Source organism: Telluria sp. AZSoR62 (assembly GCF_058111565.1).
Genome location: NZ_JBYTST010000003.1, coordinates 347,836 through 374,104 on the forward strand (window position 1 = coordinate 347,836; position 26,269 = coordinate 374,104).

24 protein-coding genes are annotated in these 26,269 nt (G+C 66.5%); 14 read left to right on the forward strand and 10 right to left on the reverse strand.

The genetic code is table 11. The features are described 5' to 3' along the window. Positions 1 to 19 precede the first annotated feature (19 nt). Complete coding sequence (locus AC3XQU_RS07535) at positions 20 to 802, forward strand: PhzF family phenazine biosynthesis protein (protein ID WP_489873524.1); 783 nt, start codon at positions 20 to 22, stop codon at positions 800 to 802. A gap of 108 nt (positions 803 to 910) precedes the next feature. Here the strand turns inward: AC3XQU_RS07535 and AC3XQU_RS07540 are convergent, their stop codons facing one another. Then, complete coding sequence (locus tag AC3XQU_RS07540; protein ID WP_489873525.1) at positions 911 to 1,330, reverse strand: response regulator; 420 nt, start codon at positions 1,328 to 1,330, stop codon at positions 911 to 913. Positions 1,331 to 1,818: 488 nt separating this feature from the next. Between AC3XQU_RS07540 and AC3XQU_RS07545 the strand changes: the two genes are divergently transcribed. The 6 genes from AC3XQU_RS07545 (at position 1,819) to AC3XQU_RS07570 (ending at position 10,613) form a co-directional block, all read left to right on the forward strand. Beyond that, positions 1,819 to 2,325: an RcnB family protein gene (locus AC3XQU_RS07545; protein ID WP_489873526.1), complete on the forward strand. Its 507-nt coding sequence runs from the start codon at positions 1,819 to 1,821 to the stop codon at positions 2,323 to 2,325. Between the two features lie 137 nt (positions 2,326 to 2,462). Continuing rightward, complete coding sequence (locus AC3XQU_RS07550; RefSeq protein WP_489873527.1) at positions 2,463 to 4,313, forward strand: M61 family metallopeptidase; 1,851 nt, start codon at positions 2,463 to 2,465, stop codon at positions 4,311 to 4,313. Positions 4,314 to 4,488: 175 nt separating this feature from the next. Next, positions 4,489 to 6,906: a TonB-dependent receptor plug domain-containing protein gene (locus AC3XQU_RS07555; protein ID WP_489873528.1), complete on the forward strand. Its 2,418-nt coding sequence runs from the start codon at positions 4,489 to 4,491 to the stop codon at positions 6,904 to 6,906. A 211-nt stretch (positions 6,907 to 7,117) separates the two neighbouring features. After that, positions 7,118 to 8,608: an ATPase domain-containing protein gene (locus tag AC3XQU_RS07560; protein WP_489873529.1), complete on the forward strand. Its 1,491-nt coding sequence runs from the start codon at positions 7,118 to 7,120 to the stop codon at positions 8,606 to 8,608. Beyond that, positions 8,595 to 10,316, forward strand: a complete 1,722-nt coding sequence (locus tag AC3XQU_RS07565) for an ATP-binding protein (RefSeq protein WP_489873530.1) — start codon at positions 8,595 to 8,597, stop codon at positions 10,314 to 10,316. Before AC3XQU_RS07560 ends, AC3XQU_RS07565 begins: the two co-directional genes overlap by 14 nt. 111 nt (positions 10,317 to 10,427) lie before the next feature. Continuing rightward, positions 10,428 to 10,613: a hypothetical protein gene (locus AC3XQU_RS07570; RefSeq protein WP_489873531.1), complete on the forward strand. Its 186-nt coding sequence runs from the start codon at positions 10,428 to 10,430 to the stop codon at positions 10,611 to 10,613. A 137-nt stretch (positions 10,614 to 10,750) separates the two neighbouring features. On the opposite strand, the gene AC3XQU_RS07575 is transcribed toward AC3XQU_RS07570, so the two are convergent. Then, the gene (locus AC3XQU_RS07575) at positions 10,751 to 11,008 is read right to left on the reverse strand and encodes an antitoxin Xre/MbcA/ParS toxin-binding domain-containing protein (protein WP_489873532.1); all 258 of its coding nucleotides are present in this window, start codon (positions 11,006 to 11,008) and stop codon (positions 10,751 to 10,753) included. A 9-nt stretch (positions 11,009 to 11,017) separates the two neighbouring features. Continuing rightward, entirely contained in the window at positions 11,018 to 12,157 is a 1,140-nt protein-coding gene (locus tag AC3XQU_RS07580) for a branched-chain amino acid ABC transporter substrate-binding protein (protein WP_489873533.1), read from the reverse strand. Positions 12,158 to 12,439: 282 nt separating this feature from the next. On the opposite strand from AC3XQU_RS07580, the gene AC3XQU_RS07585 reads away from it, so the two are divergent. The 3 genes from AC3XQU_RS07585 to AC3XQU_RS07595 all read left to right on the forward strand — a co-directional run bounded on the left by AC3XQU_RS07585 (position 12,440) and on the right by AC3XQU_RS07595 (position 13,729). Then, positions 12,440 to 12,724, forward strand: a complete 285-nt coding sequence (locus AC3XQU_RS07585) for a hypothetical protein (protein ID WP_489873534.1) — start codon at positions 12,440 to 12,442, stop codon at positions 12,722 to 12,724. A gap of 64 nt (positions 12,725 to 12,788) precedes the next feature. Further along, on the forward strand, positions 12,789 to 13,184 hold the full coding sequence (locus AC3XQU_RS07590; protein ID WP_489873535.1) for a GFA family protein: 396 nt from the start codon (positions 12,789 to 12,791) through the stop codon (positions 13,182 to 13,184). A 98-nt stretch (positions 13,185 to 13,282) separates the two neighbouring features. Further along, entirely contained in the window at positions 13,283 to 13,729 is a 447-nt protein-coding gene (locus AC3XQU_RS07595; protein WP_489873536.1) for an SRPBCC family protein, read from the forward strand. A gap of 3 nt (positions 13,730 to 13,732) precedes the next feature. Here AC3XQU_RS07595 and AC3XQU_RS07600 read toward each other — a convergent pair whose 3' ends face one another. The 4 genes from AC3XQU_RS07600 to AC3XQU_RS07615 all read right to left on the reverse strand — a co-directional run bounded on the left by AC3XQU_RS07600 (position 13,733) and on the right by AC3XQU_RS07615 (position 17,952). Continuing rightward, complete coding sequence (locus tag AC3XQU_RS07600) at positions 13,733 to 15,085, reverse strand: ATP-binding protein (protein WP_489873537.1); 1,353 nt, start codon at positions 15,083 to 15,085, stop codon at positions 13,733 to 13,735. Beyond that, complete coding sequence (locus AC3XQU_RS07605) at positions 15,082 to 15,744, reverse strand: response regulator (protein ID WP_489873538.1); 663 nt, start codon at positions 15,742 to 15,744, stop codon at positions 15,082 to 15,084. Before AC3XQU_RS07605 ends, AC3XQU_RS07600 begins: the two co-directional genes overlap by 4 nt. Positions 15,745 to 15,792: 48 nt before the next feature. Beyond that, positions 15,793 to 17,310, reverse strand: a complete 1,518-nt coding sequence (locus tag AC3XQU_RS07610) for a Do family serine endopeptidase (RefSeq protein WP_489873539.1) — start codon at positions 17,308 to 17,310, stop codon at positions 15,793 to 15,795. 183 nt (positions 17,311 to 17,493) lie between these two features. Next, entirely contained in the window at positions 17,494 to 17,952 is a 459-nt protein-coding gene (locus AC3XQU_RS07615) for an Hsp20 family protein (RefSeq protein WP_489873540.1), read from the reverse strand. A gap of 238 nt (positions 17,953 to 18,190) precedes the next feature. On the opposite strand from AC3XQU_RS07615, the gene AC3XQU_RS07620 reads away from it, so the two are divergent. Continuing rightward, the gene (locus AC3XQU_RS07620) at positions 18,191 to 19,303 is read left to right on the forward strand and encodes a metallophosphoesterase (protein ID WP_489873541.1); all 1,113 of its coding nucleotides are present in this window, start codon (positions 18,191 to 18,193) and stop codon (positions 19,301 to 19,303) included. Here AC3XQU_RS07620 and AC3XQU_RS07625 read toward each other — a convergent pair. Then, positions 19,300 to 21,684 carry a putative bifunctional diguanylate cyclase/phosphodiesterase gene (locus AC3XQU_RS07625; protein WP_489873542.1) on the reverse strand — a complete coding sequence of 795 codons (2,385 nt, stop codon included), beginning with the start codon at positions 21,682 to 21,684 and terminating at the stop codon, positions 19,300 to 19,302. The two genes, AC3XQU_RS07620 and AC3XQU_RS07625, sit on opposite strands and share 4 nt — an antisense overlap. Positions 21,685 to 21,872: 188 nt before the next feature. Between AC3XQU_RS07625 and arfB the strand changes: the two genes are divergently transcribed. Beyond that, positions 21,873 to 22,271 (forward strand): alternative ribosome rescue aminoacyl-tRNA hydrolase ArfB, encoded by a 399-nt coding sequence (arfB, locus tag AC3XQU_RS07630; protein WP_489873599.1) that lies wholly within the window; start codon positions 21,873 to 21,875, stop codon positions 22,269 to 22,271. Between the two features lie 13 nt (positions 22,272 to 22,284). On the opposite strand, the gene AC3XQU_RS07635 is transcribed toward arfB, so the two are convergent. Then, entirely contained in the window at positions 22,285 to 22,518 is a 234-nt protein-coding gene (locus tag AC3XQU_RS07635; protein ID WP_489873543.1) for a hypothetical protein, read from the reverse strand. A 114-nt stretch (positions 22,519 to 22,632) separates the two neighbouring features. Here AC3XQU_RS07635 and AC3XQU_RS07640 point away from each other — a divergent pair, with 114 nt between their 5' ends. Together AC3XQU_RS07640 and AC3XQU_RS07645 are read left to right on the forward strand one after the other, a co-directional pair. Beyond that, a complete protein-coding gene (locus AC3XQU_RS07640) occupies positions 22,633 to 23,337 on the forward strand; it encodes a GNAT family N-acetyltransferase (RefSeq protein WP_489873544.1) in 705 nt (234 codons plus the stop codon). A 26-nt stretch (positions 23,338 to 23,363) separates the two neighbouring features. Next, complete coding sequence (locus AC3XQU_RS07645; RefSeq protein WP_489873545.1) at positions 23,364 to 25,760, forward strand: PAS domain-containing hybrid sensor histidine kinase/response regulator; 2,397 nt, start codon at positions 23,364 to 23,366, stop codon at positions 25,758 to 25,760. 46 nt (positions 25,761 to 25,806) lie between these two features. On the opposite strand, the gene AC3XQU_RS07650 is transcribed toward AC3XQU_RS07645, so the two are convergent. Next, positions 25,807 to 26,235, reverse strand: coding sequence for a response regulator (locus tag AC3XQU_RS07650; RefSeq protein WP_489873546.1), 429 nt, complete (start codon positions 26,233 to 26,235; stop codon positions 25,807 to 25,809). Positions 26,236 to 26,269 lie beyond the last annotated feature (34 nt).

The window sequence follows — 26,269 nt, forward strand, 5'->3', positions numbered from 1 at the left end:
CCTGCTACAAGGAAATCTCATGCAAGTTCGTGCGTTGACGTGTTTTGGCGAAGCACCCGGCGGGGGGAATCCCGCCCTGGTGATCGAAGGCGATGGCCTGGACGAAGCGGGCCGCCGCGCCCTGGCCCACACGCGCAACACCACCTGCGTCTTCCTCGATGGCGAGGTGGTCGATTTTTATTATCCGCACATGCGCAGCCCGCTCTGCCTGCACGCGACGCTGGCCGTGGCCCATGTGCTGTTCGCGCGCCATCCGGAGGCATCCACGCTGGCGGTGACGACCGCGATGCGCGGCCAACGACTGGAGCTGATGCACCACGGGGCCGCGTATTTCGTACGCCTGCAGCCGCAGGATGCCGCGCAGCCGCCATTGGCGCCCGGACTGCTGGAGCATCTGCTGGCGGCGCCCGGGTTCGCACCGGCGTCGGCGCCGCGCGTGGCCTCGGTCGGCAGCCCCAAGCTGCTGGTGGAGGTGGCCGACAGCACGGCGCTGCACGCCCTGCAGCCCGACCTGGCGGCCATCACGCAGTGGGGAAAGGAAGCCGGGATCAATGGCATCTACGCCTGGTGCCGCCTGCCTGACGGCAGCTACGAGGGCCGCAACTTCAACCACCTCGATCCGCGGCTGGAAGACAGCGCCACGGGGGTGGCGGCCGGCGCGCTCACCGCCCTGCTCGGCCACGGCCTCACGCTGCGGCAAGGCCGCGTCGCCAAGCAGCCCTGTCTGATCACGACCCGCGTGGAGAACGGCGCGATCCTGGTCGGCGGCCGGGCCGAAGCGGCCGTCATCGCCGTCGCGTGAAACGCGTTATGCTGAGTTGGGCGGCCGCGCTCGGCCAGGAGCAGACACTACCCAACAAATGATCGGTGCTCTCGCGTCCTTTGATCGATAGAACCAAACTAATACTGGTCAGCAAAATCCATGGCGACCAAGAGCAGCTTTCAAATCATGTTTGAACTCGGAGTACTCCAAAGCCTTGCGCACGAACTCGACGGCACCGAGAGCCTCCGCACGGGTTCGGTCGACCTCAAGAACTGAATTGGAAAGAACGATTACCGGCGTGCTCGACAGGCTAGGCTGCTTGCGCATTTGCTCCAGCACTTCAAAGCCATCGACTTTCGGCATTTTCAGATCAAGGAGCACCACATCGAATTCTTGGGCTGTCAGCTGGTTCAAGCCCTCAAAACCATCACAAGCGGCAACGATCTGATGTTCGATACTACAGTCAGCCAAGGCTTGCCTGGTCAACGCGACGTCCAACATTTGGTCGTCGACTAAGAGAACTTTTTTTCGCATACCCAATTGTAACAAGCAGGCCAGGATCGCCACGACTGCACACCTCATCAGTACACGCGATCGTTGCAGGCATCCGACGTCTCGACATTGGAAGGTGTGCTTTGGCTCGAAAGCGGACGCCGCGATACAGGTAGACGAATTCGTCGCCCTCCGGATGCATCTCCCAGTTCGGCCAGTCGCCAGTAAAGGCGTATTCACTGATGACCCAGCCCTGGCCGAGCTGCGCCAGGTCGGCTTCGGGCAGCTGCCAGATACGGTTACCGGGGATTTCCTGCGCGCCGCCGCCGGGCGCAAGCTGGCCACCGCCACTCGCGGACTGCATGGATACCGCCCATCCACCAGGCCGCCTTCCAAATTGTTGATAACCATGACGACTCAACGATCAAACAAAATTTGGTAAATACACGCCTTTTTACTGAAACGTTTTGTAGCAATCCTTACCGGACTGGCGCACCTGTGGTCTCGGATGTGCGGTGTAATGGGTACATCGAGATTCCACCGTGCCACCAAGGAGAACCAGCATGAAAACGAAACTGATTGCATCCGCATTGCTTGCCTTGAGCGTGGCTGCCAGCGGCAGCGCATTCGCTCAACGCGGCGACCATGGCTACGACCGCGACAACCGCGACGGGTATGCGCAGCGCCAGGACAATGACTGCTACGAGCGCCACCGCAACGACCGCGAACGCTACGATGGCCAGCGCCGCGATTACCGCGGTGCCGATGGCCGCGATTACCGAAGCAGCGATGGCCGCGACTACCGCGGCGGCGACGCCCGCCACCACGATCGCAGCGATGCCCGCGCCTATTACCGCGACGACCGCCGCGGCGGCGGTCCGCGCCACGACCTGCGCCGCGGCCAGCGCCTGGGCCATGAATACCGCGGCAACCGCTACGTCGTCAGCGACTGGCGCGCACGCCGCCTGAGCGCGCCGCCCCATGGCCATCACTGGGTTCAGGCTGGCAACGACTACGTGCTGGCCGCCATCGCCACCGGCCTGATCGCCCAGGTCTTGCTGGGCAATTAAACCCTGCCTCGGCACACGGGCCGCACCTTGCAACAGGGTGCGGTTTTTTTTCGCCCTAGTCGGCAGCGGCTGTTCCGCAGGAGGCAAGCTGGTATACACTTCCGCGCACTCTCACCGAGCCACTTCATCCCGCGGACATGAAAAAACTATTTGCCTACGCCCTTCCCTTGTTCCTGCTCGGCGCCGCCGCCACCGCGCGCGCCGATGTCGACTACCAGCTGCGCATCACGAACGCGGCCCAGCACCTGGCCGAGGTGCGCGCCAGCTTCCCGGCCACGCCAGGGACCACGCTGGACGTGCAGATGCCCAACTGGCGCACCGGCCGCTACAACATGCTGAACCTGGCCAATGGCGTGCGCCTGTTCAAGGCCTTCGATGCCAAGGGCCAGCCGCTGGCGGTGGCCAAGACCGACAAGGGCACCTGGCGCGTCACGACCAAGCCGGGCGACGCGGTCACGGTGCAATACGAACTGTATGCCAACATGCTGGGCGAGCGCACCCGCCACATCGACGACACCCACGCCTACCTTGATGCCAGCGGTGTGTTCGTCTATGCCGCGCCCTTCCGCAAGGAGCCGGTCAAGGTCAAGCTGGACGTGCCGCAGGGCTGGCAGTCGCGCTCGGGCATGGATGCGGGCGGCTGCGGCCACTGCTTCGTCGCGCCGAACTACGACGTGCTGATCGATGCGCCGATCGAGACCGGCATCCACGAGTTCCATACCGCGCAGGTGGACGGCCGCACCATCGAGCTGGCGCTCTGGGGCCAGGGCAACCACGACGGCAAGCAGATGATGCTGGATTTGAAGAAGATCGTCGCGGAGACCGCGAAGCTCTACGGCGGCAAGTATCCGTTCCAGCGCTACCTCTTCATCGTCCACGCCACCGACGGCGTGGGCGGCGCGACCGAACACGCCAATTCCACCGTGATCCAGAAATCCCGCTGGACCTTCGCGCCGCGCAAGCAATACCAGGACTTCCTGCGCGTGGCCGCCCACGAGTTCTATCACACCTGGAACGTCAAGGCCTACCGCCCGAAAGAGATGGTGCCCTACGATTACCAGAACGAGAACTACAACCGCCTGCTGTGGATCGCCGAAGGCCACACTTCCTACTACGACGAGCTGATCGTGCTGCGAGCCGGCCTGCAGAAACGCGACGAGTTCCTCGAGGCTTACGCGAAAGTGGTCGACGACTACCTGCACCAGCCGGGCCGCTTCCAGCAAAGCGCGGCCGACGCCAGCTTCGACGAGTGGATCGCCGGCGGCGGCGAGCGCGCCCGCAATGCCTCGGTCAACATCTATTCCAAGGGCCAGGTGCTGGCCCTGATGATGGACATCGAGCTGCGCCGCCAGACCGGCGGCAAGCGCGGCCTGGAAGACATGCACCGCCTCCTGTTCGAGCAGCACCCGACCGCTCAGGGCGGCTATGACATCGCCAACGTGCAGGCCGCGCTGCGCACCGTCAGCGGCCAGGACTGGACCGGCTGGTGGAAGCAGTACGTGGACGGCACCGCCGAGATCCCGTTCGACGCGCTGCTGGCCCAGGTCGGGATGCAGAAGATCGTCGACGTGCCGAAGGACCAGGAGCAAAAGCAGGAATGGTGGGCCGGCTGGACCCTGCGCGAAGGCAGCGACCCGGCGGTGGTCACCGTCGTCGAGCGCGACAGCCCGGCGTGGAAGGCCGGCGTGGTCTCCGGCGACACCCTGGTGGCGGTGAACGGCCTGCGCGTGTCGGCCAAGGACATCGGCGACAAGATGTCGCTTGCCAAGGCGGGCCCGTTCAAGCTGCACCTGTTCCGCCGCGATGCGCTGGTGGAGATGCCGCTCACGCCCGTGCTGCAGCCGAAAGGCAAGGCCAAGATCAAGGCCCTGGACAAGGCGACTGTCGCGCAGCAGGCGATGAATGCGGCCTGGCTGGGCGTGGCCTGGCCGAAGGGAGAAACCGCCGCCACGGCAGAACCGGCAAAGGCTGGCGTACCCGCGAAATAAGCCAGCCGCACGCCCATTCGTTCGGTCACACCGCGGTCCCGGCATATCACCGGCACCGCGGTTTTTTATCCGCCATCCATAATCCGCAGTAATGAAGCTGCAATGTTGTGTTAATGGTACAGAGTCATTGGTTGCTCCACGGATAATTGATTAGTATTCAATTTTGCCCTCGGAGATGTCTGTGCTCACACTGAAACTGTTACCGCGTTCGGTCCTGCTCGCCCTGTACGGCGGCGCCGCGCTCGCCGCCCTGATCCCAGCCGCCCATGCCCAGAGCACGGCATCCACCACGCCGACGGCGCCGGTCGCCGCGCCCGAGGCCATGCAGAGCGTGACCATCGTCGGCTCGCGCCGCGTGGGCAACGCGTCGTCCACCGACACCGCGGTGCCGGTCGATTTCATCCCGATGACCAAGGCCACCGAGCAAGGCGGCCAGTTCGACCTGGCCCAGGTGCTGAACAACGTCTCGCCGTCGTTCAACTCGACCCGCCAGACCGGCGCGGACGGCGCCGACCTGGTCGATTCCGCCGCGCTGCGCGGCCTGGGCTCGGACCAGACCCTGGTGCTGGTCAACGGCAAGCGCCGCCACACGACGGCCCTGGTCAACCTGTTCGGTGCGCGCAACCGCGGCAACACCGGCACCGACATGAACGCCCTGCCCCTGATGGCCATTCGTAATGTGCAGGTGCTGCGCGACGGCGCCGCCGCGCAATACGGCTCGGACGCGATCGCCGGCGTGATCAACATCGAGATGAAGAAGTCGCTGGGCTGCGAATCGGTGCTGGGCTACGGCCAGTACAGCGAAGGCGACGGCGAGAACTGGCTGGCTTCGGCCTATTGCGGCGTGGCCGTGGCCGGCGGCGTGCTGGGCATCACCGGCGAATACTACGACCGCGGGCGCTCGAACCGCGCCGAAGAAGGCAACCCGCGCATCATCGGCGACACCAAGGCGCAAAATAAAACCCTGTACGTGAACGGCGAATTCCCGGCCGGTCCCGGCAAGCTGTATGTCACCGCGGGCGCGCAGACGCGCGACGCCTCGTCGGCGGCCTTTGCGCGCGGCGGCCTGGGTTCGGACGACATCCCGTCGCGCAATTCGGCGGCCATGTATCCGGACGGTTTCGTCCCCTTCATCAACGGCGACGTCGACGACCGCTGGGGCACCGTGGGCTACCGCTGGCGCGTGGGCGAATGGAATGCCGACCTGTCGCAGACCTACGGCTACAACCGCCTGATGTACAACATCGCGAACACGCTCAACGCGTCGATCGCGAACCTGGACCTGACCCGCGGCGGCAAGGGCATCAGCGCGTCGGCCTTCGATGCGGGCGGCTTCTCGTTCCGCCAGGCCACCACCAACTTCGACGTCAGCCGCTTCTACGGCGGCGTCATGAACGGCATGAACCTGGCCTTCGGCCTGGAGCACCGCCGCGAGAACTACAAGATCTTCGCAGGCGAGCTTGGCTCCTGGATCGATGCCGACGGCGTGGGCGAAGGCGGCAACGCCGGCAGCCAGGGCTTCCCCGGCTTCCAGCCGGGCGACGAAACCGACGCCGACCGCCACTCCAGCGCCGGCTATGTCGACATCGAAACCGACGTAACCGACCGCTTCAAGCTGCAGGCGGCGCTGCGCCACGAGCGCTATTCGGACTTCGGCTCGACCACCACCGGCAAGCTGGCCGGCGCCTACCGGATCAACCCGCAGGTGCTGCTGCGCGGCTCGGCCAGCACGGGCTTCCGCGCGCCGTCGCTGCAGCAGGTGTTCTTCTCGTCGACCTTCACCGACTTTGTGAGCGGCCAGCCGCTGGACGTGGTGCTGGCGCCGAACGGCGGCAAGGTGGCCAATGCCGCCGGCATCCCGCAGCTCAAGGACGAGCAGTCCAAGAGCTACACGCTGGGCCTGACCTGGGCGCCGACCCAGGCCACCTCGGTGACGATGGACCTGTACCGCATCAACATCGACGACCGCATCGTGCTGTCGGGCCGCTTCGATGCCGACAACTACCCTGCCCTGGGCGCCACCCTGCAGCAGCTGGGGGTGGGCCAGGCCCAGTTCTTCGTGAACTCGGTCGACACCAAGACCCAGGGCCTGGACGTGACGGTATCGAACCGCATGGACGTCGGCGCCGGCAAGCTCAATACCTTCCTGGCCCTGAACTTCGGCAAGACCGAAGTGACCGGCGTGCATGCCCCGAGCGCGCTGGCCGGCTTCGAGGACGTGCTGCTGTCCGAGCGCGAGCGCCTGTTCATCGAGGAAGGCGCGCCGCGCCGCAAGGCCACGCTGGGCTTCGAGTACGCGCTGGGCAAGCTGGAGACCTCGCTGCGCATCGTCCACTTCGGCCCGCAGACCCTGGGCACCTTCTCGGGCCCGCCGGTGCCGAACCAGTACTACGAAGCCAAGACCTCGGCCGACCTGTCGTTCACCTGGGCGTTCACCGACAAGACCAAGTTCACGGTGGGCGGCACCAATATCTTCAACGTCAAGCCGACGGTGCAGGATGCGAACGAGACCGACAACGGCTTCAAGTACGAGAGCGTGCAGTTCGGCCTGAACGGCGCGGCGCTGTTCGCGCGCCTGTCGCACAGGTTCTGATGCCGGGCTGAGCCGGGGTAGCACAACGAAGGGCCCCGAATGGGGCCCTTTTTTCTGGCGCGCCGCGCCTGCGGCCCAATGGATGAGCAGCGTTCGCTTGGGCACAGAGCGCGCGCGCCCGGATGCGTATAATGCCTTCAATAACGCTCGTTAACTGCAATGCAACATTTAATTCAGTCCCGCGCCTGGGCGCGGCACGGATAGGCCGTCCATGAATACCCCTGTGAACACCCGCATTTCCACCGGCATCGCCGGTCTTGACGACATCCTCGGCGGCGGACTGACGCCCCAGCGCGTCTACCTGGTCGAAGGTTCGCCCGGCGCCGGCAAGACCACGCTCGGCCTGCAGTTCCTGCTCGACGGGGCGGCCAGGCACGAGCGCGGGCTGTATATCACGCTGTCCGAGACCGCCGACGAACTGCGCGCGGTCGCGGCCACCCATGGCTGGAACCTGGATGCGCTGTCGCTGTTCGAACTGGCCGACGATTCCGAACTCGATCTCGATGCCCAGCAATCGGTATTCCATCCTTCCGAGGTCGAGCTAGGCGAGACCACGCGCAAGGTCATGCGCCACGTCGACCAGGTCAAGCCGGTGCGGGTGGTGTTCGACAGCCTGTCGGAAATGCGCCTGCTGGCGCAGAACTCGCTGCGCTACCGCCGCCAGATCCTGGCGCTCAAGCAGTTCTTCGCCTCGCGCGAATGCACCGTGGTGCTGCTCGACGATAAAACCAGCCAGTCCGACCAGCACCTGCACAGCATTGCGCACGGCGTCATCAGCCTGGAGCAGATCGCCAAGGAGTTCGGCAAGGAACGCCGCCGCGTGAACATCATCAAGATGCGCGGCATCCGCTTCCGCGGCGGTTATCACGACTACCTGCTCGACACTGGCGGCATCACGATGTACCCGCGCCTGGTCGCAGCCGAGCACAATGCCGCATTCGTGCCGGCGGTCAGCTCGACCGGCTCCGAGGGTTTCGATGCACTGCTTGGCGGCGGCCTTATCCGTGGCACCAATACCCTGGTCGTCGGCCCATCCGGTATCGGCAAGACCACCCTGGCCACGCGTTGCCTGCTGTCGGCGCTCGAGCGCGGCGAAAAAGCGGCGTTCTACCTGTTCGACGAGGGTCTCGGCACCTTCTTCGCGCGCAATGCCAACCTCGGGATGGACCTGCGCCCGTTCATGGACAAAGGACAGCTGCACATCCTTCATATCGACCCGGCCGAGCTCTCGCCCGGCGAATTCGCGCAGATGCTGCGCAACGCGGTCGAGGTACAGGGTGTCGGCTTCATCGCCATCGACAGCCTGAACGCCTACCTGCAGGCGATGCCGGGCGAGCAATACCTGATCCTGCAGATGCACGAATTGCTGTCCTACCTGAACCAGCAGGGCGTGACCACGGTACTGGTGCTGGGCCAGCACGGGATCATCGGCGAGGTGAAGTCCGACGTCGACCTGAGCTACCTGAGCGACAGCACGGTGCTGCTGCGCTTCTTCGAATCGAACGGCCGCCTGCGCCGTGCCCTCACGGTCATCAAAAGCCGCGCGGCGCAACATGCGCTCACCATCCACGAGCTGCAGCTGACCCACGACGGCGTGCGCATCGGCGAGCCGCTCGAAGGCTTCGATGGCGTCTTGAGCGGCCTGCCCAGCTATCGCGGCTCGACCCCGATGATGGCCACCCCGATACATGCAGACAGCTAGTCCGCAAGACGAACGAATCCTGCTTCTCGCCCCGCGTGGGCGCGATGCGGAAGTCATGTGCTCGGTGCTGGCGCAGGACGCGGCACGCTGCGAGATCGTGCACAGCTTCGCCGAGCTGAGCGCCGGCATCGAACAGGGCGCCGGCACCGCAATCGTGGCCGAAGAGGCGCTGCACGGCATCGACCTTGGTCCGCTGTACGCCTGGCTGGGCCGCCAGGAACCCTGGTCGGACTTTCCCTTCGTGATCCTGCTGGCCAAGGCCATCGGCCTGCCGCAGGAAAGCGCGCGCGAACGGGTGGAAGAGCTGGGCAACATCATCCTGCTCGAACGCCCGCTCAACGCCCAGACCCTGCGCAGCGCCGCCAACTCGGCGCTGCGCGCACGGCGCCGCCAGTACCAGGCGCGCGACCTGCTGGCCGACCGCGAACGCAGCGCGGCCAGCCTGCAGCAAAGCCAGCACGCCCTGCTCTCGCTGAACGAAACGCTCGAATCGCGCATCGAGGAACGCACCCGCGCGCTGGCCCAGGCCAATGACCGATTGATGAACGAAGTGATCGAGCGCGAGCGCGTGCAGCAGGCCATGGTGCAGTTCCAGAAGATGGAAGCGATCGGGCGCCTGACCGGCGGCATCGCCCACGACTTCAACAACCTGCTCAACGTGGTCCAGGGCAGCATGGACCTGATCCTGCTGCTGTCGAAAGACGAGGTCGCGAAGGCGCGCGCCGAGATCGCGCGGCGCGCCTGCCAGCGCGGCGGCAAGCTCACCAGCCAGCTGCTGGCCTTTGCCCGCAACCAGAACCTCGACCTGCGCCAGTCCGAAGTCGGCGCCCTGTTCGACAGCGTGCGCGAACTGGTGGTGACCTCGGTGGGCTCGGCGGTCAAGCTGCATTTCGAGGTGACGCAGCCCTGCGCCAGCGTGCTGGCGGACGCCAACCAGATGGAGATGGCCTTGCTCAACCTGGCCATCAATGCACGCGATGCGATGGACGGGCATGGCGAACTGTCCTTCCACGCGGGCGACGCGGCGCCGCCGGACGGCTTGCTGCCGCCTGGCGACTATGTCCGCATCGCGGTCACCGACAGCGGCCAGGGCATGTCGCCGGACGTCATCGCCAAGGTATTCGAGCCCTTCTTCACGACCAAGGCGGTCGGCAAGGGCACTGGCCTGGGCCTGTCCCAGGTGTACGGCATGGCGCGCCAGTCCGGCGGCGCCGCGCGCATCCTCAGCCAGCCGGGCGCCGGGACCACGGTCGAGATCTGGCTGCCGGCCGCGCGCGGCCTGCACGAACCCGAGCAGCCGCTGCCGGCCGCCCTGCCCGAGACCCGGCAGGGCGCGCGCATCCTGATCGTCGAGGACGACAACTTTGTACGCGAATCGATGGTGTCCTCGCTCGAGGCCTTCGGCCATGTGGTGACCCAGGCCGCCGATGGCGAAGCGGGCCTGCGCGAGCTGCAGCGCGCCCGCCCGGACCTGATCATCACCGACTACCTGATGCCGGGCATTACCGGGGCCGAACTGATGCTGCGAGCACGCGAGGTATTCCCGGGCATCCCGATGATCATCGCGACCGGCTATGCGGACATGCATGCGATCGACGAGGTGCTCGGCAACGACATCCTGCTGCGCAAGCCCTTCCAGCTGGCCGAACTGGCGGTCAGCGTCGAACGCGCGCTCGAGCGCGCGGCCCAGGAAACACTGGCCCGCTGAGCGGCCGCGGCGCGTGCCGGGCAGGCGGCGCCAAGGCGACCTGGACGCCGTGAAAAACCAGTCTGTGCCACACTGGTCCCCACTTCATTCACACGCATCGGGGAGCAGGACATGGGTAGCGAAACGCAGATGCAGGACCAGAAGCAGGAAGCGCGCGCGCAGGACGAGCAGGCGCGCGACACCAAAGCCGGGGCCGACGACGTCGACGGCCTGAAAAACAAGAAACCGGAAGACCTGACGCCGGAAGAATTACGCCTGATGGCCGATACGATGCCGGGCGAAGGACCGGGCGACTGACATGTTCCTCTTCTTCTCGAACAAACTCGGTTGCCTCGGTTCCATCCTGGTGTCGGTCGTGCTGACGCTGCTGGTGCTGTTCCTGCTGGGCGTCTTCTAAGCGCCAGCCAGGAGGGGCGCCACCCGGCGCCCCTTTTTTACTTGCCGCCCTTGAGCGTGCGCACGTGGGCCAGCACGGCTTCTTCGCCGCCGGCGGCCACCGCCTGCGCCGCGGATTGCCCGCCCAATGCATCCTGCGGCGCTTCCATCCAGGCGCTGGCCGCATCGTCGCTACCCAGTATGCCGCGCACCGCGTGCATCACCGTGTAGTACGCCTGCGCCTTGCGCGATTGCTGCCCGAAACGCTCGCGCAGCGCCGCAAAGGCGTCCGGATCGAGTGGCTTGTCGTCTGCCATGGCCTGTCCTTATTTGGTGACGGCCAGCAGCGAACGCTTGCCGCCCTTGAAGGTGTACAAGGTGATGGTGCCGTCGCGGATGTCGCCGTGCGCGTCGAAGGCGATGGGTCCGGTCACGCCCTTGTACTGGATCCTGGCCAGCACCGGCAGGTACTTGGCCGGCGCCGGCGAACCGGCTTTCACCATGGCCTCGGCCATCGTCATCACCGAATCGTAGGCATAGGGCGCGTTGATCTGCACGTCGATGCCGAAGCGCTTCTTGTAGTCGGCGCGGAACTTGTCCATGCCGGCCTTGGCTTCGCCCTGCACGCCACCCGCTTCCGCACACACCACCTGGCCATCGAGCATGGTGCCGCCGGAGAGCTTGTGGGTCTCGTCCGAGCAGATGCCGTCGCCGCCCATCATGCGCACGTTCATGCCGAGCTGCTTCATCTGGCGCAGCATCGGGCCGGCCGTCGCGCTCATGCCGCCGAAGAACACCAGGTCCGGCTTGGTCGCGCGGATGCGCGTGATGATGGCGCTGAACTCAAGCGCCTTGTCGTTGGTGAACTCGCGCGCCACCACGCTGCCACCCTGCTGTTGCAGGCTGCGGGAAAACTCCGTGACCAGGCCCTGGCCGTAGGCGGTGCGGTCGTCCACCACGGCGACGCGCGTGGCCTTCATGCTCGTGATGGCGTAGCGGCCCAGCGCCTGGCCCAGCTGCACGTCGTTGGCCACCACGCGGAAGGCGGTGCGGTAGCCCTGGCGCGTGTATTTCGGACTGGTGCTCGACGGCGAGATCTGGGCAATACCTGCTGCGTGGTAGATCTTCGAGGCCGGAATGGTCGTGCCCGAGGTTTCGTGGCCGACCATGCCGTGGATCTTCGCATCCACCAGTTTCTGCGCCACGCTGGTGGCCTGTTTCGGGTCGCCTGCGTCGTCTTCGGCCAGCAGCTCGAAACGTACCTTCTTGCCGCCGATCGACACGCCCCTGGCATTGAGCGCCTCGATCGCCATGCGCGCGCCATTTTCGGTGTCCTTGCCAAAATAGGCCACCGGGCCCGTGACCGCGGCCGCGTGGCCGATCCTGACTACCTCCTGGGCCAGGGCCGGGGGGCTCACGGCAGCGGATGCCGCCAGCGCCGCCAACAGGACTGCTTGCTTCTTCATCGATTCCTCGTCAATTGATCCGTCATGGCCGGCGCGTGCAGCCGGCCCCAAGGCGCATTTTAACGTCAGCGCGCAGGGCCTGCCGGCAAGCCCATGCGCACGGCCTTCCCAAGTGACAATTCGATAGAATTCAACATGGAAACTCTTGTATCCTGCCCAGCTTGCATAAGAGAGGACCGGCGCCGCCAGGAACCCTCCACGCTCGCGGAGACCACCATTCCTACCCCATCCATCCCTCGCCTTGCATCCCTTGCGGCAAGCGTCCTGCTATCCCTCGTCCTGGTGCCTGCCAAGGCCGGCCAGCCCTCCCCCAACCATCCACCCTACCGTTGCGACAGCGCGGGACGCGTGGTGGTGTCGGCGACACCCTGCCCGGGTGGGAAAAAGCCGGCCGGGCCGGTACGCCGCCTTGAGCCCGCCGCAAAGAGCGAATGCAGGCGCCTGCACACGGCCATCCTCGAGTCGGAAGCGGCCGAGCGCGGACCGCGCTCGCCCATGATCGAATCGGTGCAGCAGGACCTGTTCATCCTGCGCAAGCGCTACGACAAGCTGGGATGCCAGGTCTAGTCGGGTAGGATTGCAGTCATCGGGGCATGCAGGCGGTCCAACCCTCAGTTACCCAGGAGTGAACGTGACGATTCGAACGGCATCCTGCAGTTGCGGCCAGCTCTCGGCCGAGGTGAGCGGCGACCCTGTCGGCAATTCGGTCTGCCATTGCCTGGCTTGCCAGCGCCGTACCGGCAGCCCGTTTGCGCAGCAGGCACGCTTCGCACGCGAACAGGTCACCACCAGCGGCGTATCGACGCAATACGTGCGCACCGGCGACGAAGGCACGCGCGCCCGTTTCCACTTCTGTCCGCAATGCGGCTCCACGGTCTGGTATGAACCCGAGGCGCTCGAGGGCTTCATCAGCATTCCGGTGGGCGCGTTTGCCGACCCGGCTTTTCCGGCCCCGACGGTGTCGGTCTATGAAGAGCGCATGCACGCCTGGATCGTGCCGCCGCCGGATGCCGAGCACTACCCCTGAGCGGGAAGTAGAAAAACGGCGCCGGCATGTCGAATCCGGGCCGCGGCGTTCGTCGTCACTTGGAGGGCCGTCCTCTGCTTGAAACAAGGAAAACGATCATGTCCACGCATACCGTCGAACTGCACCGCGTCTTCACCTCCACTCCCGAGCGCGTGTACCGCGCCTTCACCACCCCGGATGCCTATGCAAAATGGCTGCCTCCGCATGGCTTCGTCGGCACTGTGCACGAGATGGACAGCCGGGTCGGCGGGCGCTACCGGATGTCGTTCACCAATTTCACCAGCGGGAACAGCCATGCCTTCGGCGGCGAATACCTGGAACTCGAGCCGGGCCAGCGCCTGCGCTATACCTCCGTGTTCGAGGACCCGAACCTGCCTGGCCAGATGCAGACCACGGTCACGCTGCGCGCGGTCTTGTGCGGCGTGGAAGTGAAGATCAGGCAGGAAGGCATTCCCGCGATGATCCCGGTGGAAGCCTGCTATCTCGGCTGGCAGGAGTCGCTCGAGTTATTGGGCAAGCTCGTGCAGGCCGAGGTCAAGGACTAGCCCCTAGGCGCTCCTGAAGGCCACGGTCGCCGACAGGCCGCCCAGGCGCTCGGACTGCCCCAGCACCAGGCTGGCGCCGTGCCGCTCGGCGATGGCCTTGATGATCGCCAGTCCCAGGCCGCTGCCGGCGGCTTCGCTGCCGGCCACGCGGTAGAAGCGGTCGAACACGCGCTCGCGCTCTTCCGGCGGGATGCCCGGGCCGCTGTCCTCGACCGTCACCACGACCTTGTCGGCTTCCTTGCGCACCGAGATGTCGGCCGTGCCGCCCCCGGGCGTGTACTTGATCGCATTGTCGACCAGGTTGCGCAGCAGGATCTGCAGCGCGTCCGGCTGTCCTTCGACGATGGCCGGGTCGGCCTCGGCCCCTGCCACCTCGACGCCCACGTCCACGCCCTTGGCCGCGGCCACGCCGGCCAGGTCGGCCACGGTGCGACGCGCCAGGTCCGCCAGGTCGACCGGGCGGCTGGCCGCGCCGGTGGCGGCGGTGGCTTCCTGGCGCGCCAGCACCAGCAGCTGCTCGACCAGGCGGGTGGCGCGGTCGATGCCGGCGGTCAGGCGCGACACCGCGACCTTGCGCGCTTCAGGCGACTCGGCGCGGTCCAGGCTCTGCGCCTGCAGCCGCAATGCCGCCAGCGGCGTGCGCAGTTCGTGGGCGGCGTCGGCCACGAAATTCTGCTGGGCGTCGAACGCGGTCTGCACGCGCCCGAACAGCAAATTGAGTTCCTGCACCAGCGGCCGCACTTCGTCGGGCAGGCCGGCTTCGGACACCGGCGACAAATCGTCGGCCTGGCGCGAAGCGACCTGCTTGCGCACGCGCGCGACCGGATCGAGCGAGCCGCTCACCACCCACCACACGACCAGCATCAGGATCGGCATCATCACCGCGATCGGCCCCAGGGTGCGCAAGGCCAGGTTGCCCGCCATGTTGCGGCGTACGGCCAGGTCTTGCGCCACCTGCACGGTCTGGTTTTCGGTCTGGATCGAGAACACCCGGTAGACCGTGTTGTTGGCCTTGACGTTGGAGAAGCCCAGCACCGCGCGCTGCGGCAGCTGGGCGCGGGAAACGCTGTGGAACATCTGCACGCCGTCGGGGGACCACATCTGCACCACCATGTCGTTGCTGCCGCCTTCGGCCTGCACGCGCGCTTGCGCCTCGGTGTTCGACAGGGGCGTGCCCGAGCGCAGCGACAGCGCCATCTGCTGCATGTGGTAGTCGAAGATCTGGTCGGCGTCGTGCAGCGCGGTGCGGTAGGCAATCGAGGCCTGCGCCAGCGCGGCGATGGTGATCGCCGCCAGCAGATACCACAACAGGCGCCCACGCAGCGAGTGGGTCACCTTCCTTGGGGTGAACTTCATGCCTTCGGCACCATGTAGCCGACACCGCGCACGTTCTGAATCACGTCGCTGCCCAGCTTCTTGCGCAGGCCGTGGATATAGACTTCGACCGCATTGCTCGAGACTTCGTCGCGCCAGCTGTAGAGCTTTTCCTCGAGCTGGGCGCGCGAGAGCACGGCGCCGGGCCGGGCCACGAGCGATTCGAGCACGGCCCATTCGCGCGCCGACAGCGAGACCGGGGCGCCGTCCACCAGCACTTCGCGGGTGGCGGGATTGACCGTGAGGTTCTTGTATTCGAAGATGGGTTCGGCGCGCCCGGCGGCGCGGCGCAGCAGGGCGCGGATGCGCGCCAGCATCTCGTCGAGGTCGTAGGGCTTGAGGACATAGTCGTCCGCGCCGGCATCTAACCCGGCGATGCGCTGGGCCACCGAGTCGCGCGCGGTGGCGACCAGTACCGGCGTGCGGTCCTTGCGGGCGCGCATGGTGCGCAGCACCTCGAGGCCGTCCTTGCGCGGCAGCCCCAGGTCGAGCAGCACCAGGTCATAGTTCTGGTTCTGCAGCAGGGCCGTGTCGGCCATTTCGCCGTCCTTGACCCAGTCGACGGCGTAGTGCTCGGCCCTGAGCAGGTCGAGCACTACTTCGCCGATCATCGTATCGTCTTCCACCAACAGTAGCCGCATGAATTCCCCGTTCTTGAAACGCCTGCGGGCAAAGGACGCTACGCTTCCTTAACCAATCCGCACAGGAATGAAGATTCTGTCACTCCCGCGCTGGATCAGCAAGGCCACTGACTTGGAAGCCTTCGCCACCACGTCGCGGACCTGGTCGAGCGAGTTGACCGCCCGGCCGTTAACTGAAATCAGTACATCGCCCGGCTCGACGCCGGCGATCGCCGCCGCCCCCGAGCTTTCCTCGATCACGAGGCCGGACGCGATACCGCTCTGGCGGCGCTCGATCGGCTCCAGCGGACGCAGGGCCAGGCCCAGTTTCGCGCTGTTGTCGGGCGTCGCCGCCAATTCTTCTTGCCCACGCTTGGCCTTCTCGGCGGCGTCGCCCAGGGTCGCATCGACCCGTACCAGCTTGCCGTCGCGCCAGACGTCCAGCGCCACGCGCTCGCCCGGACGCGCCAGGGCGATGATGCTCGGCAGGTCGCCCGAGGACACGATCGACTGGCCGTTCACGCGGCGGATCACGTCGCCCGACTTCAGGCCCGCCTTCTCCGCCGGGCCGCCGCGCTCGACGCTGGAAATCAATGCGCCTTCGGGCGACTCGAGGCGGAAGGAATCGGCAAAGGCCTGGCCGACTTCCTGCACGCTCACACCGAGCTTGGCATGCTGCACCTTGCCGGTGGCGACGATCTGGTCCTTGATCTTGACCGCCGCGTCGATCGGGATCGCGAACGACAGGCCCTGGTAGCCGCCGGTCTGGCTGTAGATCTGCGAATTGATGCCCACCACTTCGCCGCGGGTGTTGAACAGCGGACCGCCCGAGTTGCCGGGGTTGACCGCGACGTCGGTCTGGATGAAGGGCACCGCGCCGTCCTGCAGCGAGCGGCCGGTGGCGCTCACCACGCCGGCGGTGACGGTGCTTTCCAGGCCATAGGGCGAACCGATGGCCAGCACCCACTCGCCCGAGGCGAGGTTGCGCGATTTGCCCAGCGGCGCCACCGGCAGGTTCTTGGCGTCGATCTTCAGTACGGCCACGTCGGTGCGCGGGTCGGAGCCCAGGACCTTGGCGCGGAATTCGCGGCGGTCCTGCAGCTTGACGGTCACTTCGTCGGCGCCTTGCACGACGTGGGCGTTGGTCAGGATGACGCCGTCCGGGCTTACGATGAAGCCCGATCCGGCGCCGAAAACGGGAGCTCCGCGGCCGCTCGAGCGCGGATCCTGGAACTGTCGGAAGAAGTCGTAGAGCGGATGGCCCGGCGGCAGCTGAGGCATGTTGCCGCGCGCGGCCGTCTTGGTGCCCCCGACGACGCGGATGTTGACCACCGCCTTGCCGTTGGTGGCGGCGATGCGGGTGAAATCAGGAAGGGTGACCGTCGGCGCCGGGACGCCCGCGGCAACGGCGGGCGCAGGCAGGACGGCCGGCGCCGGTGCAGCCACGGCGGCTGGCGCGGTCTCGGCTGCAACGTTGTTGTGGTTGACGGCTAGCGCACCGACCGCTCCGCCGACGACGCCCGCGGCACACAAGGCCAGCGTGAGGCGTTTGGCAGTGATGACAGTGACGGCACCTTCGTTACGCATGTATGTGCTCCTGATGAAAATTGGTTGACCGATGATGGTGTCTATCGATGGGTGTATCTTCGCAAGGCTGGCTTAGACCATGCTTAAGCTGGCAAGCCTGGAGGCTTAGGGTGGCCTTAACAGGAGTCCCATCGTCAAAAAGGGCGCCCCGCGGGACGCCCTCTTTCAAACTACTGCCCTGCTTTATGCAGCGTCGCGCTGTTCCAGCGTCTGCACGTTGGACACCGCGCCGTTGGCGTCGCCAATCGCGATCTTGCGCGGCTTGAAGGCCTCGGGCACTTCGCGCACCAGTTCGATGGTGAGCATGCCGTTGTCGAAGGACGCGCTGGTGACCTTCACGTGGTTCGCCAGCTGGAAGCGCTGCTCGAAATCGCGGGCTGCGATGCCACGGTGCAGGAAGGTGCGCTGGGTCTCGTCCTTCTGCTTGCGGCCGGTGACGTGCAGGGTGTCGCGCTCGGTCACGATTTCCACTTCGTCGCGGGTGAAGCCGGCAAGGGCCATCACGATGCGGTATTGGTCTTCGCTCACCAGTTCGATGTTGTACGGCGGGTAGCTTGGCTCGCCGCGCTGCTCGAGCAGGTTGGCCAGGCGATCGAAACCGATGGCGGAACGGTAGAGGGGAGTCAGGTCGAAAGTACGCATGATCAGTATCCTTGTAAGTTAAGCGATAAGTTGCCGGACCTCATCGTGAGCATCCGGTGACTCCAATCTAGTGCCATGCCAAGCCACTTTCAAGGCTTACGAAATATGGATTTTTAAGCTATTTTGCAAATTTTATTTGCAACGCAATTTTTGACTTGAAATCGGCCTTCAGGCCCGCCGCACGCGCCGGCCGAATTTGCGCTACCGTGACGCCCTCGGCCCAACCACCCTCTATCCCATGTTCTCGATCGTCCTCAACATCATCGGCACCCTGCTGCACCTGTACGTCGCCGCACGCCTGTATTCGATCGACGCGGTCCGCAGCCGCATCCCCGTGCGCGCGTGGATGGCGGGCGCGCTCGTCGTCTGGCTAGTGTATTTCGCCGGCGTGCGCATCGGCGACGAGGCGCTCGACTGGCGCTGGTGGCCCGGGCAGTTCGCCCTCACCTGGCTCGGCATCCTGGTGGTGATGGCGCTGCCGCTCCTGGGGGCGGACCTGCTCACCGGCTTCGGGTTCTGGTGGCGTGCCAACGTCCGGACCGTGCGCGCCGTTGCCGCCGTCGCGGGCCTGCTGCTGTCGGCCTTCGCCATGTACCAGGGCATGCGCGCGCCAGTCATCGTCGAGCACGAGGTGGTGATGACCGGCCTGCCGCGCGCCCTGGACGGCACCGTGATCGTGGCGGTAAGCGACATCCACCTGGGCGCCCAGCGCCGTTCGGAATGGCTGGCGCGGCGCGTGGAGCAGATCAACGCGCTGCGGCCTGCGGCGGTGCTGATGCTGGGCGACCAGGTCGAGGACAACCCGGTGGGCGAAGCGCAGCTGGCGCCTACCCTGCGCGGCTTGAACGCGCCGCTGGGCGTGTGGGCGGTGACGGGCAACCACGAGTTCTACGGCGACGCCGAAACGACCGTGCGCGAGTTCGAGCAAGGGGGCGTGCGCTGGCTGCGCGACCGCAAGGTGGAGCTGGCCCCGGGCCTGGTGCTGGCCGGGATCGAGGATATCGGCGCGCGCATGCGCCGCGGCGGCGGCCTGATCAAGGGCCTGGCGCGCACCCTGCCCGAGCCTACCGAGACGGCGACGATCCTGATGTCGCACATCCCGGCCGGCGCCGTGGTCGACGAAGCGCAGGCGCGCGGGGTGGACCTGATGCTGTCCGGGCACACGCATGGCGGGCAAATCTGGCCCTTCAGCTATGCGGTGCGGCACCGCTTCCCGAAGTACGTGGGCGCCTACGACGTCGGCGGCATGACCCTGTACGTCACGCGCGGCGCCGGCAGCTGGGGACCGCGCATGCGCCTGTGGCGGCCGGGCGAGATCGTCAAGCTGACGCTGCGCGCGCCGCGGTCCTAGTCGGGCAGGCGCGCATCGCTGCAGACCATCTGCTGCAGCGTTTCCTGGCTCAGGGCCGGGCTGAAATAAAAGCCCTGCATCTCGTCGCAGTCGTGCTCGCGCAGGAAGGCCAGCTGCTCGCGCGTCTCGACGCCTTCGGCGATCACCTTCATCTTGAGATTGTGCCCGAGCGCGATGATGGCGCGGGTGATGACGGCATGCCCGTCGTTGAGCACGTCGCCCAGGAAGGAGCGGTCGATCTTGATGAAGTCGACCGGGAATTTCTGCAGGTGGCTCAGGCTCGAGTAGCCGGTGCCGAAGTCGTCGATCGACAGGCGCACGCCAAGCGCCTTGAGCTGGGCCAGCGCTTCCATGGCTTCGTTCGGCTGGTCCATCAACTGGCTTTCGGTCACTTCGAGCTCGAGGTTGCGCGGCGCGACGCCGTGGCGCGCCAGGGTATCGGACAGGCGCTCGGCAAAATTATGCTGGCGCAGCTGGCGCGCCGACAGGTTGACCGAGATGACGAAGTCGCCGATGCCCAGCGCGTCCAGCGTTTTCAGGGCCCGGCACGCCTCCGCGATCACCCACTCGCCCAGCGGCACGATCAGGCCGGTGTCCTCGGCCACCGGGATGAAACGGTCCGGTGCGATCAGGCCCTCGACCGGGTGGTTCCAGCGCACCAGCGCCTCGGCCCCCACCACCCTGCCGGTCTTCAGGTCGACCTTCGGCTGGTAGCCCAGCACCAGCTCATGGTCGCGGATCGCGCGCGCCAGGTTCGCCTCGAGCATCAGGTGCTCGTGCACGATCTGGTTCAGGCGCTCGGAATAGAACTGGAAGTTGTTCTTGCCGAGGGTTTTCGCGTGGTACATCGCGGCGTCCGCGGCGCGCATGACCTTCTCGGCCGTGTCCCCGTCTTCGGGGAACACGCTCACGCCGATGCTGGTGCCGGGGATGATTTGCTGGCCACCCCAGGTGATGGGCGCGTTCACGCTGCGGCGCACCCGCTCGACCAGGTCGGCGATGCGGTCGTGGCTGGGCTGGTTGGCGATGACCAGCACGAATTCATCGCCGCCCACGCGCGCCACGGTGTCGTCTTCGCGCATGCTTTCGCGCAGGCGCCCTGCCACTTCGCGCAGCACCAGGTCGCCCGCGTCATGGCCGAAGTTGTCGTTGATGTGCTTGAAGTTGTCCAGGTCGAGGAAGGCCAGCGCGCCCAGCGTACCGTTCTCGAGCGCGCTTTCCACGGCGTCCTTGAGGCGCTCCTGCAGCAGCGTGCGGTTGGCCAGGCCGGTAAGCGGGTCGTGGTGGGCCATGTAGTGCAGGCGCCGTTCATAATGGCGCGCCTCGGTGATGTCGTTGATCACCGCGACGAAATGCGTGACTTCGCCGTCGACATTGGCCACCGGGTCGATGCGCAGGTCGTTCCAGAAGATCTCGCCGTTCTTGCGCCGGTTGCGCAGCACCGAGCGCACGCTTTGCTTGCGCTTGAGTGCCTCGCTGATGCGCCGGTGCTCTTGCACGTCGCAATTCTCGATGCGCATGAAACGCGGGTCGCTGCCCTTGATCTCGGCCAGTGCGTAGCCGGTGAGCGCCTCGAAGGCCGGGTTGACGTATTCGATGCGGTGCTCGCCGTCCTCGCAATGGGTGATCACGATGGCGTTGATGCTCGAGTAAATGGCGCGCTCGCGTACCCGCAGTCCATGCTCGGCCTGCTTGCGCGCGGAAATGTCGAGCCCGGTGCCGACGATGCAGGGCAGGTTGCCCAGGCTGGTGCGCGCGCAATGGAACAGGAAGGTGGTGCGCTTGCCCTGCGCGCCGATCAGCTCGGCTTCGTGGGAGGACTGGCCGGCCTCGAAGGCGCTGAAGATCTTCTCGACGATCATGGGTCGGTCGTGTTCGGCAAAGAACTGCTGGATGTCGGAGGTCGGCAGGTCCTCGCTCGACATCTCCAGCGCTTCTTCCAGCTGGTGGTTCCACAGCAGCAGGTGGCCGCTCTGGTCGATGACGTAGAACACGCAGGGCAGGTCTTCGATCAGGTCGGCGACCGGCAGGTCCTGGATCAGCGCGTAGCGCGCCTGGGCCTGGCCGGCGCGCGGGATCACGATGACGCTGAAGGTGCCGGGCTGTCCGGGGTCGAAGGATTGCTCGGCCACCAGCACCCGCACCGCCAGCCTGCGGCCGTCGGCGCATGTGAGCGTGCCTTCGGTCTCGACATCGGCGCGTTCGGCGATCGTAGGCGCGGCCCCGGGCGGGTCGTTGAAGGCGAGGATCGAGTCGAGCGTGCCGCCATGGATGTCGGACGCGCAGTAGCCGGCCAGCTTTTCGCAGGCCTTGTTCCAGCCCGCCAGCTTGCCTGCCGCATCGACCACGAAGACTGCCAAGGGCATGGGGGAGAGGTTCACGGTTCCGCCTGTATCGCCGCGCCGGCGCTTCCGCCATGGAACCGTCGGCCGGCAGCACCATCATACCGCAGCCCGTAAATACAAGGGCTGGCGGCTGTCCCTGCCGTGCGCGGGGTATATTTTCAGCTCGTCAACTAGAATGCGGCATGGCGCCGCAGCCGGCGGGCCCGACAAACAAAGGTGGAATGATGGGGGCGGCAATCGATCCGGGGGAAGTCCAGTTCAGCGCCATCCGGGCCCAGGGGCCGGGCGGCCAGAACGTCAACAAGGTGTCCTGCGCGGTGCACGCGCGCTTCGACATCGGCGCCTCGTCCCTGCCCGACCATGTCAAGGCGCGCCTGCTGGAAATGCACGACAGCCGCATCACGCGCGACGGCGTGGTGGTGCTCAAGGCCCAGGCCTCGCGCAGCCTCGAGCAGAACAAGGAGGACGCCCTGCAGCGGCTGCAGGCCCTGGTGGACCAGGCCGCCACGGTTGCCGTGGTGCGCCGCCCTACCCGGCCGACGCGCGGCTCGCAGCGGCGCCGGCTCGACAGCAAGACACGCAGCGGGCTGGTCAAGGCGCTGCGCGGCAAGGTGACAGAGTAAGTTTCCCGGCGCCTCAGGCGGCCGGTGCGTCCTTGCCGGGTTCCGGAGGGGCGTTCGGCCCGGCTTTCGCCACCATCACGGCGACGTTGCGCAGTTCGCGCACGATGCCGATCACGGTCGGCTCGAAGCGCTCGAACATGTAGCGCGTGGCCGCCTCGGGCGAGAGGCCTTCGGGGGTCTCGTGCACCAGGCGCTTCATGGCCAGCTCGCGCACATGGTAGGCAAACAGCAGCTCGTTATAGTCCATCGCAGGCTCGTCGGGTCAATGCAGAAAGTGCAACAATAGCATGCGCCGCGACTGGCGCGCACGCTGGCTACGGTTCACAATACGGCCATCCAGCCCATCCCTATTCCACCCAGCATGGACAGCTTCGACCTCTCTCCCGCGATGCTTGCCGCGCTCGACCATCCGGTGTGGTCGGCGCTCGGCAGCGGCCACCGTGCGCTGGCAGTCGGCGCCGGCCTGGCGCGGCGCTATCCGCGCGAATACGGCCCCTTCGCCGCGCTGGCCGACGCCAGCCCGGCCGCCTGGGAAGCATTGGGCGCGCTGCTGGCGCCGGGCGAAGCGGCGATGCTGGTGACGGCCGCCGAGGTCGCTGCCGCGCCCGGCTTCACGGCCACGCCGCTCGACCCGGTCTGGCAGATGGTGGCCACGCGCGACCCCGGCCCGGCCAGGGCCCGCTTCGAGGTGCTGGGCGAAGCCGATGCGCCGGGGATGCTGGCCCTGGCCACCCTGACCAATCCGGGGCCGTTCGCGGCCCGCACCCACGAGCTGGGAGAATTCCTGGGCGTGCGCGAGAACGGCATGCTGGCGGCCATGACGGGCGAGCGCATGGCGCTGAGCGGCTTGCAGGAAGTCAGCGCCGTATGCGTGCACCCCGATCACCGCGGCAAGGCTTATGCGCGCGGCCTGCTGGTCGACAAGATGCGCCGCATCGTCGACCGCGGCAGCATCCCCTTCCTGCACGTCTACCCGAGCAACCGCGGCGCGGTGGCCTTGTACGCATCGCTGGGCTTCGCGGTGCGGCGCCAGCTGTACCTGGCACGGGTGGCGCAGGCCGGCTGAAATCCCCATCCGTGCGACAATTGCGGATGATGACACTCAGCGATTACCAGGCCCTGTTCCGCGCTTCTCCCTACCTTTATCTGGTGATGGCGCCGGACCTGACGATCATCGGCGCCAGCGGGGCCTACCTGCGCTCGATCCAGCGTACCGAGGAGGAGCTCGTCGGGCGCTATCTGTTCGAAGCCATACCGGCCGACCCCGACAATCCGGACTCGACCGACGTCAGCGAAATCAAGGCCTCGCTGCTGCGCGCCCTCGCCAAGGGCGAGCCGGACACGACGGCATTCGTGCGCTATGCGGTCGAGGTCGACACGCCCACCGGCAAGCAATTCGAGGAACGCTACTGGAGCACGGTGCACACGCCGGTGCTGGGCGAAGACGGCCGGCCGATCATGGTCGTGCAGAACCCGGTCGACGTGACCGAGCTGTACCGCTTCGACGAGCAGTCCCAGGTGGCCAGCCTCCAGCTCACGTCCCCGAGCAGCGACCATGCCGAGAATTTCAACCGCGCCCAGATGCACGAAGCCCTGTCGCGCATCCTGAACAACGAGCGCGAGCACCTGCGCAGCCTGTTCAACCAGGCGCCCGGCTTCGTCGCCGTGCTGATGGGCCCGAAGCATGTGTTCGAGATGGTCAACGAAGCCTATTACCAGCTGGTCGGGCACCGCGAGCTGATCGGCAAGGCCGTGTGGGAAGCGCTGCCGGAAGTGGCCGGCCAGGGCTTCGAGGAATTCCTCGACCGGGTATATACCACGGGCGAACCCTGGGTAACCCGCGCCATGCCGCTTGCGGTCCAGCGCGAGCGCGACGGCCCCATCCTCCAGCGCTATATCGACCTGGTGTACCAGCCCTACCGCGACCAGTACGGCACCACGATCGGCATCTTCGCCCAGGGCTATGACGTCACCGATACAGTCGAGGCCCAGGCCGCCCGGCGCGAAAGCGACCAGCGCCTGCGCGACGGCATGGATGCGACCAAGATGGTGGTGTGGGACTGGAACCTGGTCACGGACGAGCTGGTCTATTCGGAGAACACGCCCCTGGTGCTGGGATTCACGCCCTCCGCGATGGGCAAGGTCTCGCAATACATCCACGCGGAAGACCGCGCCAAGGTTGCCGCCGCCCACCAGCAGGCCCTGGAGGGCGGCGGCGCCTACGAGGTGGTGGTGCGCGTCATCCGTCCCGACGACGGGCGCCAGATCTGGGCCGACAGCCGCGGCAAGGTGCAGTACGACGCCGAAGGCCGCCCTGCGCGCATGCGCGGCGTGACGGTGGACGTGACCGAGCGCTACCAGGCCGAACTGGAGCTGCGCGACGCGAACCGCAAGAAGGACGAATTCCTGGCCATGCTGGCGCACGAGCTGCGCAATCCGCTGGCGCCGATCAGCACGGCGGCCGAAATGCTGCGCATGACGGCCGGCGGCGACGCCCGCACCCGCAAGGCGAGCGAAGTCATCAGCCGCCAGGTCAAGCACATGACCTCGCTGGTGGACGACCTGCTCGACGTCTCGCGCGTCACGCGCGGCCTGGTGCAGCTGGAAAAGGAAGCGGTCGACGTCAAGGCGGCGGTATCGAGCGCCGTCGAGCAGTCGCGCCCGCTCATCGAGACGCGCCACCATTCGCTGACGGTGCGCCTGGAGGCGGCGCATTCCACCGTCCATGGCGACCGCACCCGGCTGGTGCAAGTGATCGTCAACCTGCTCAACAATGCCGCGAAATACACGCCCCAGGGCGGCGCGATCCTGCTCACCGTGCAGGCCGAGGCGGGGATGGTCCGGATCAGCGTGGCGGACAACGGCATCGGCATCGACAGCCGCCTGCTGCCGCAAGTGTTCGACCTGTTCACCCAGGCCGAGCGCACGCCGGACCGCGCCCAGGGCGGGCTCGGCATCGGCCTGGCGCTGGTGAAAACCATGGTGACGCTGCACGGCGGAACGGTCACGGCGGACAGCCGCGGGCCGGGCCTGGGCAGCACCTTCACCATTGCGCTGCCGGCCTTGGCCACGGGCCGGGACGGGCAGCCGCTTGCCGCCGGCGGCGGGGATGCCGCCAGCGTCCTGCCGCGGCGCGTGTTGATCGTCGACGACAACGTGGACGCCGCCGAATCGCTGGCGGTGCTGCTCGAAGCGCAAGGACACCAGGTTGCCGTGCAGTCGCATCCGCACGACGCGATCGCCGCCGCAAGACAGGATCCGCCGCAGGTCTTCATCCTCGACATCGGCTTGCCGGAAATGGACGGCTATGAACTGGCGCGGCGCCTGCGCGCCGACCCGGCCACCGGCCAGGCCCTGTTCGTGGCCCTGACCGGTTATGGCCAGGCGCACGACCGGACCCTGTCGCGCGCGGTCGGCTTCGACCATCATTTCGTCAAACCGGTGGAACTGGAAAAGCTCAACGCCATCTTTGCAGCCGTGCGCGATTGAGGGCGGGAACTGCCCGTGGCTTGGCGCAGCATGCGCCGCTTCGGCTTCAGGTCTGCAGCAGCTTGATGAGCTGGTCGATGCGATAGGGCTTGGCGATGAATAACTGCTTCATGGCCTGGCTGTCGACCATGTTGGGCGCCATATAGCCCGAGGCCAGCACGATCTTGACTGCCGGGTAGCGCTGGCCGATCCGGTCCGCCAGTTCAAGGCCGTTCATGCCGGGCATCATGACGTCCGACACGACCGCATCGATGTCGGGATGCCGGGCAAGCAGCTCGAGTGCCTGCGCGGCGGAATAGGCAACCAGGGCATCGAGGCCGTGTGCCGACAACAGGATTTCGGCCAGGTCCGCGACGTCTGCCTCGTCGTCGACGACCAGTACCTTGCGGATGGCGCCGGTCTTGTTTCCTTCACCTTGCTGGGACGATTGCCCGCCCCAGGATGAGCTGGGCGGGGGCCCTGTGCCGCTCGACATGCGACTGTTCAGTGATCCAAGCACGCGACCTCCA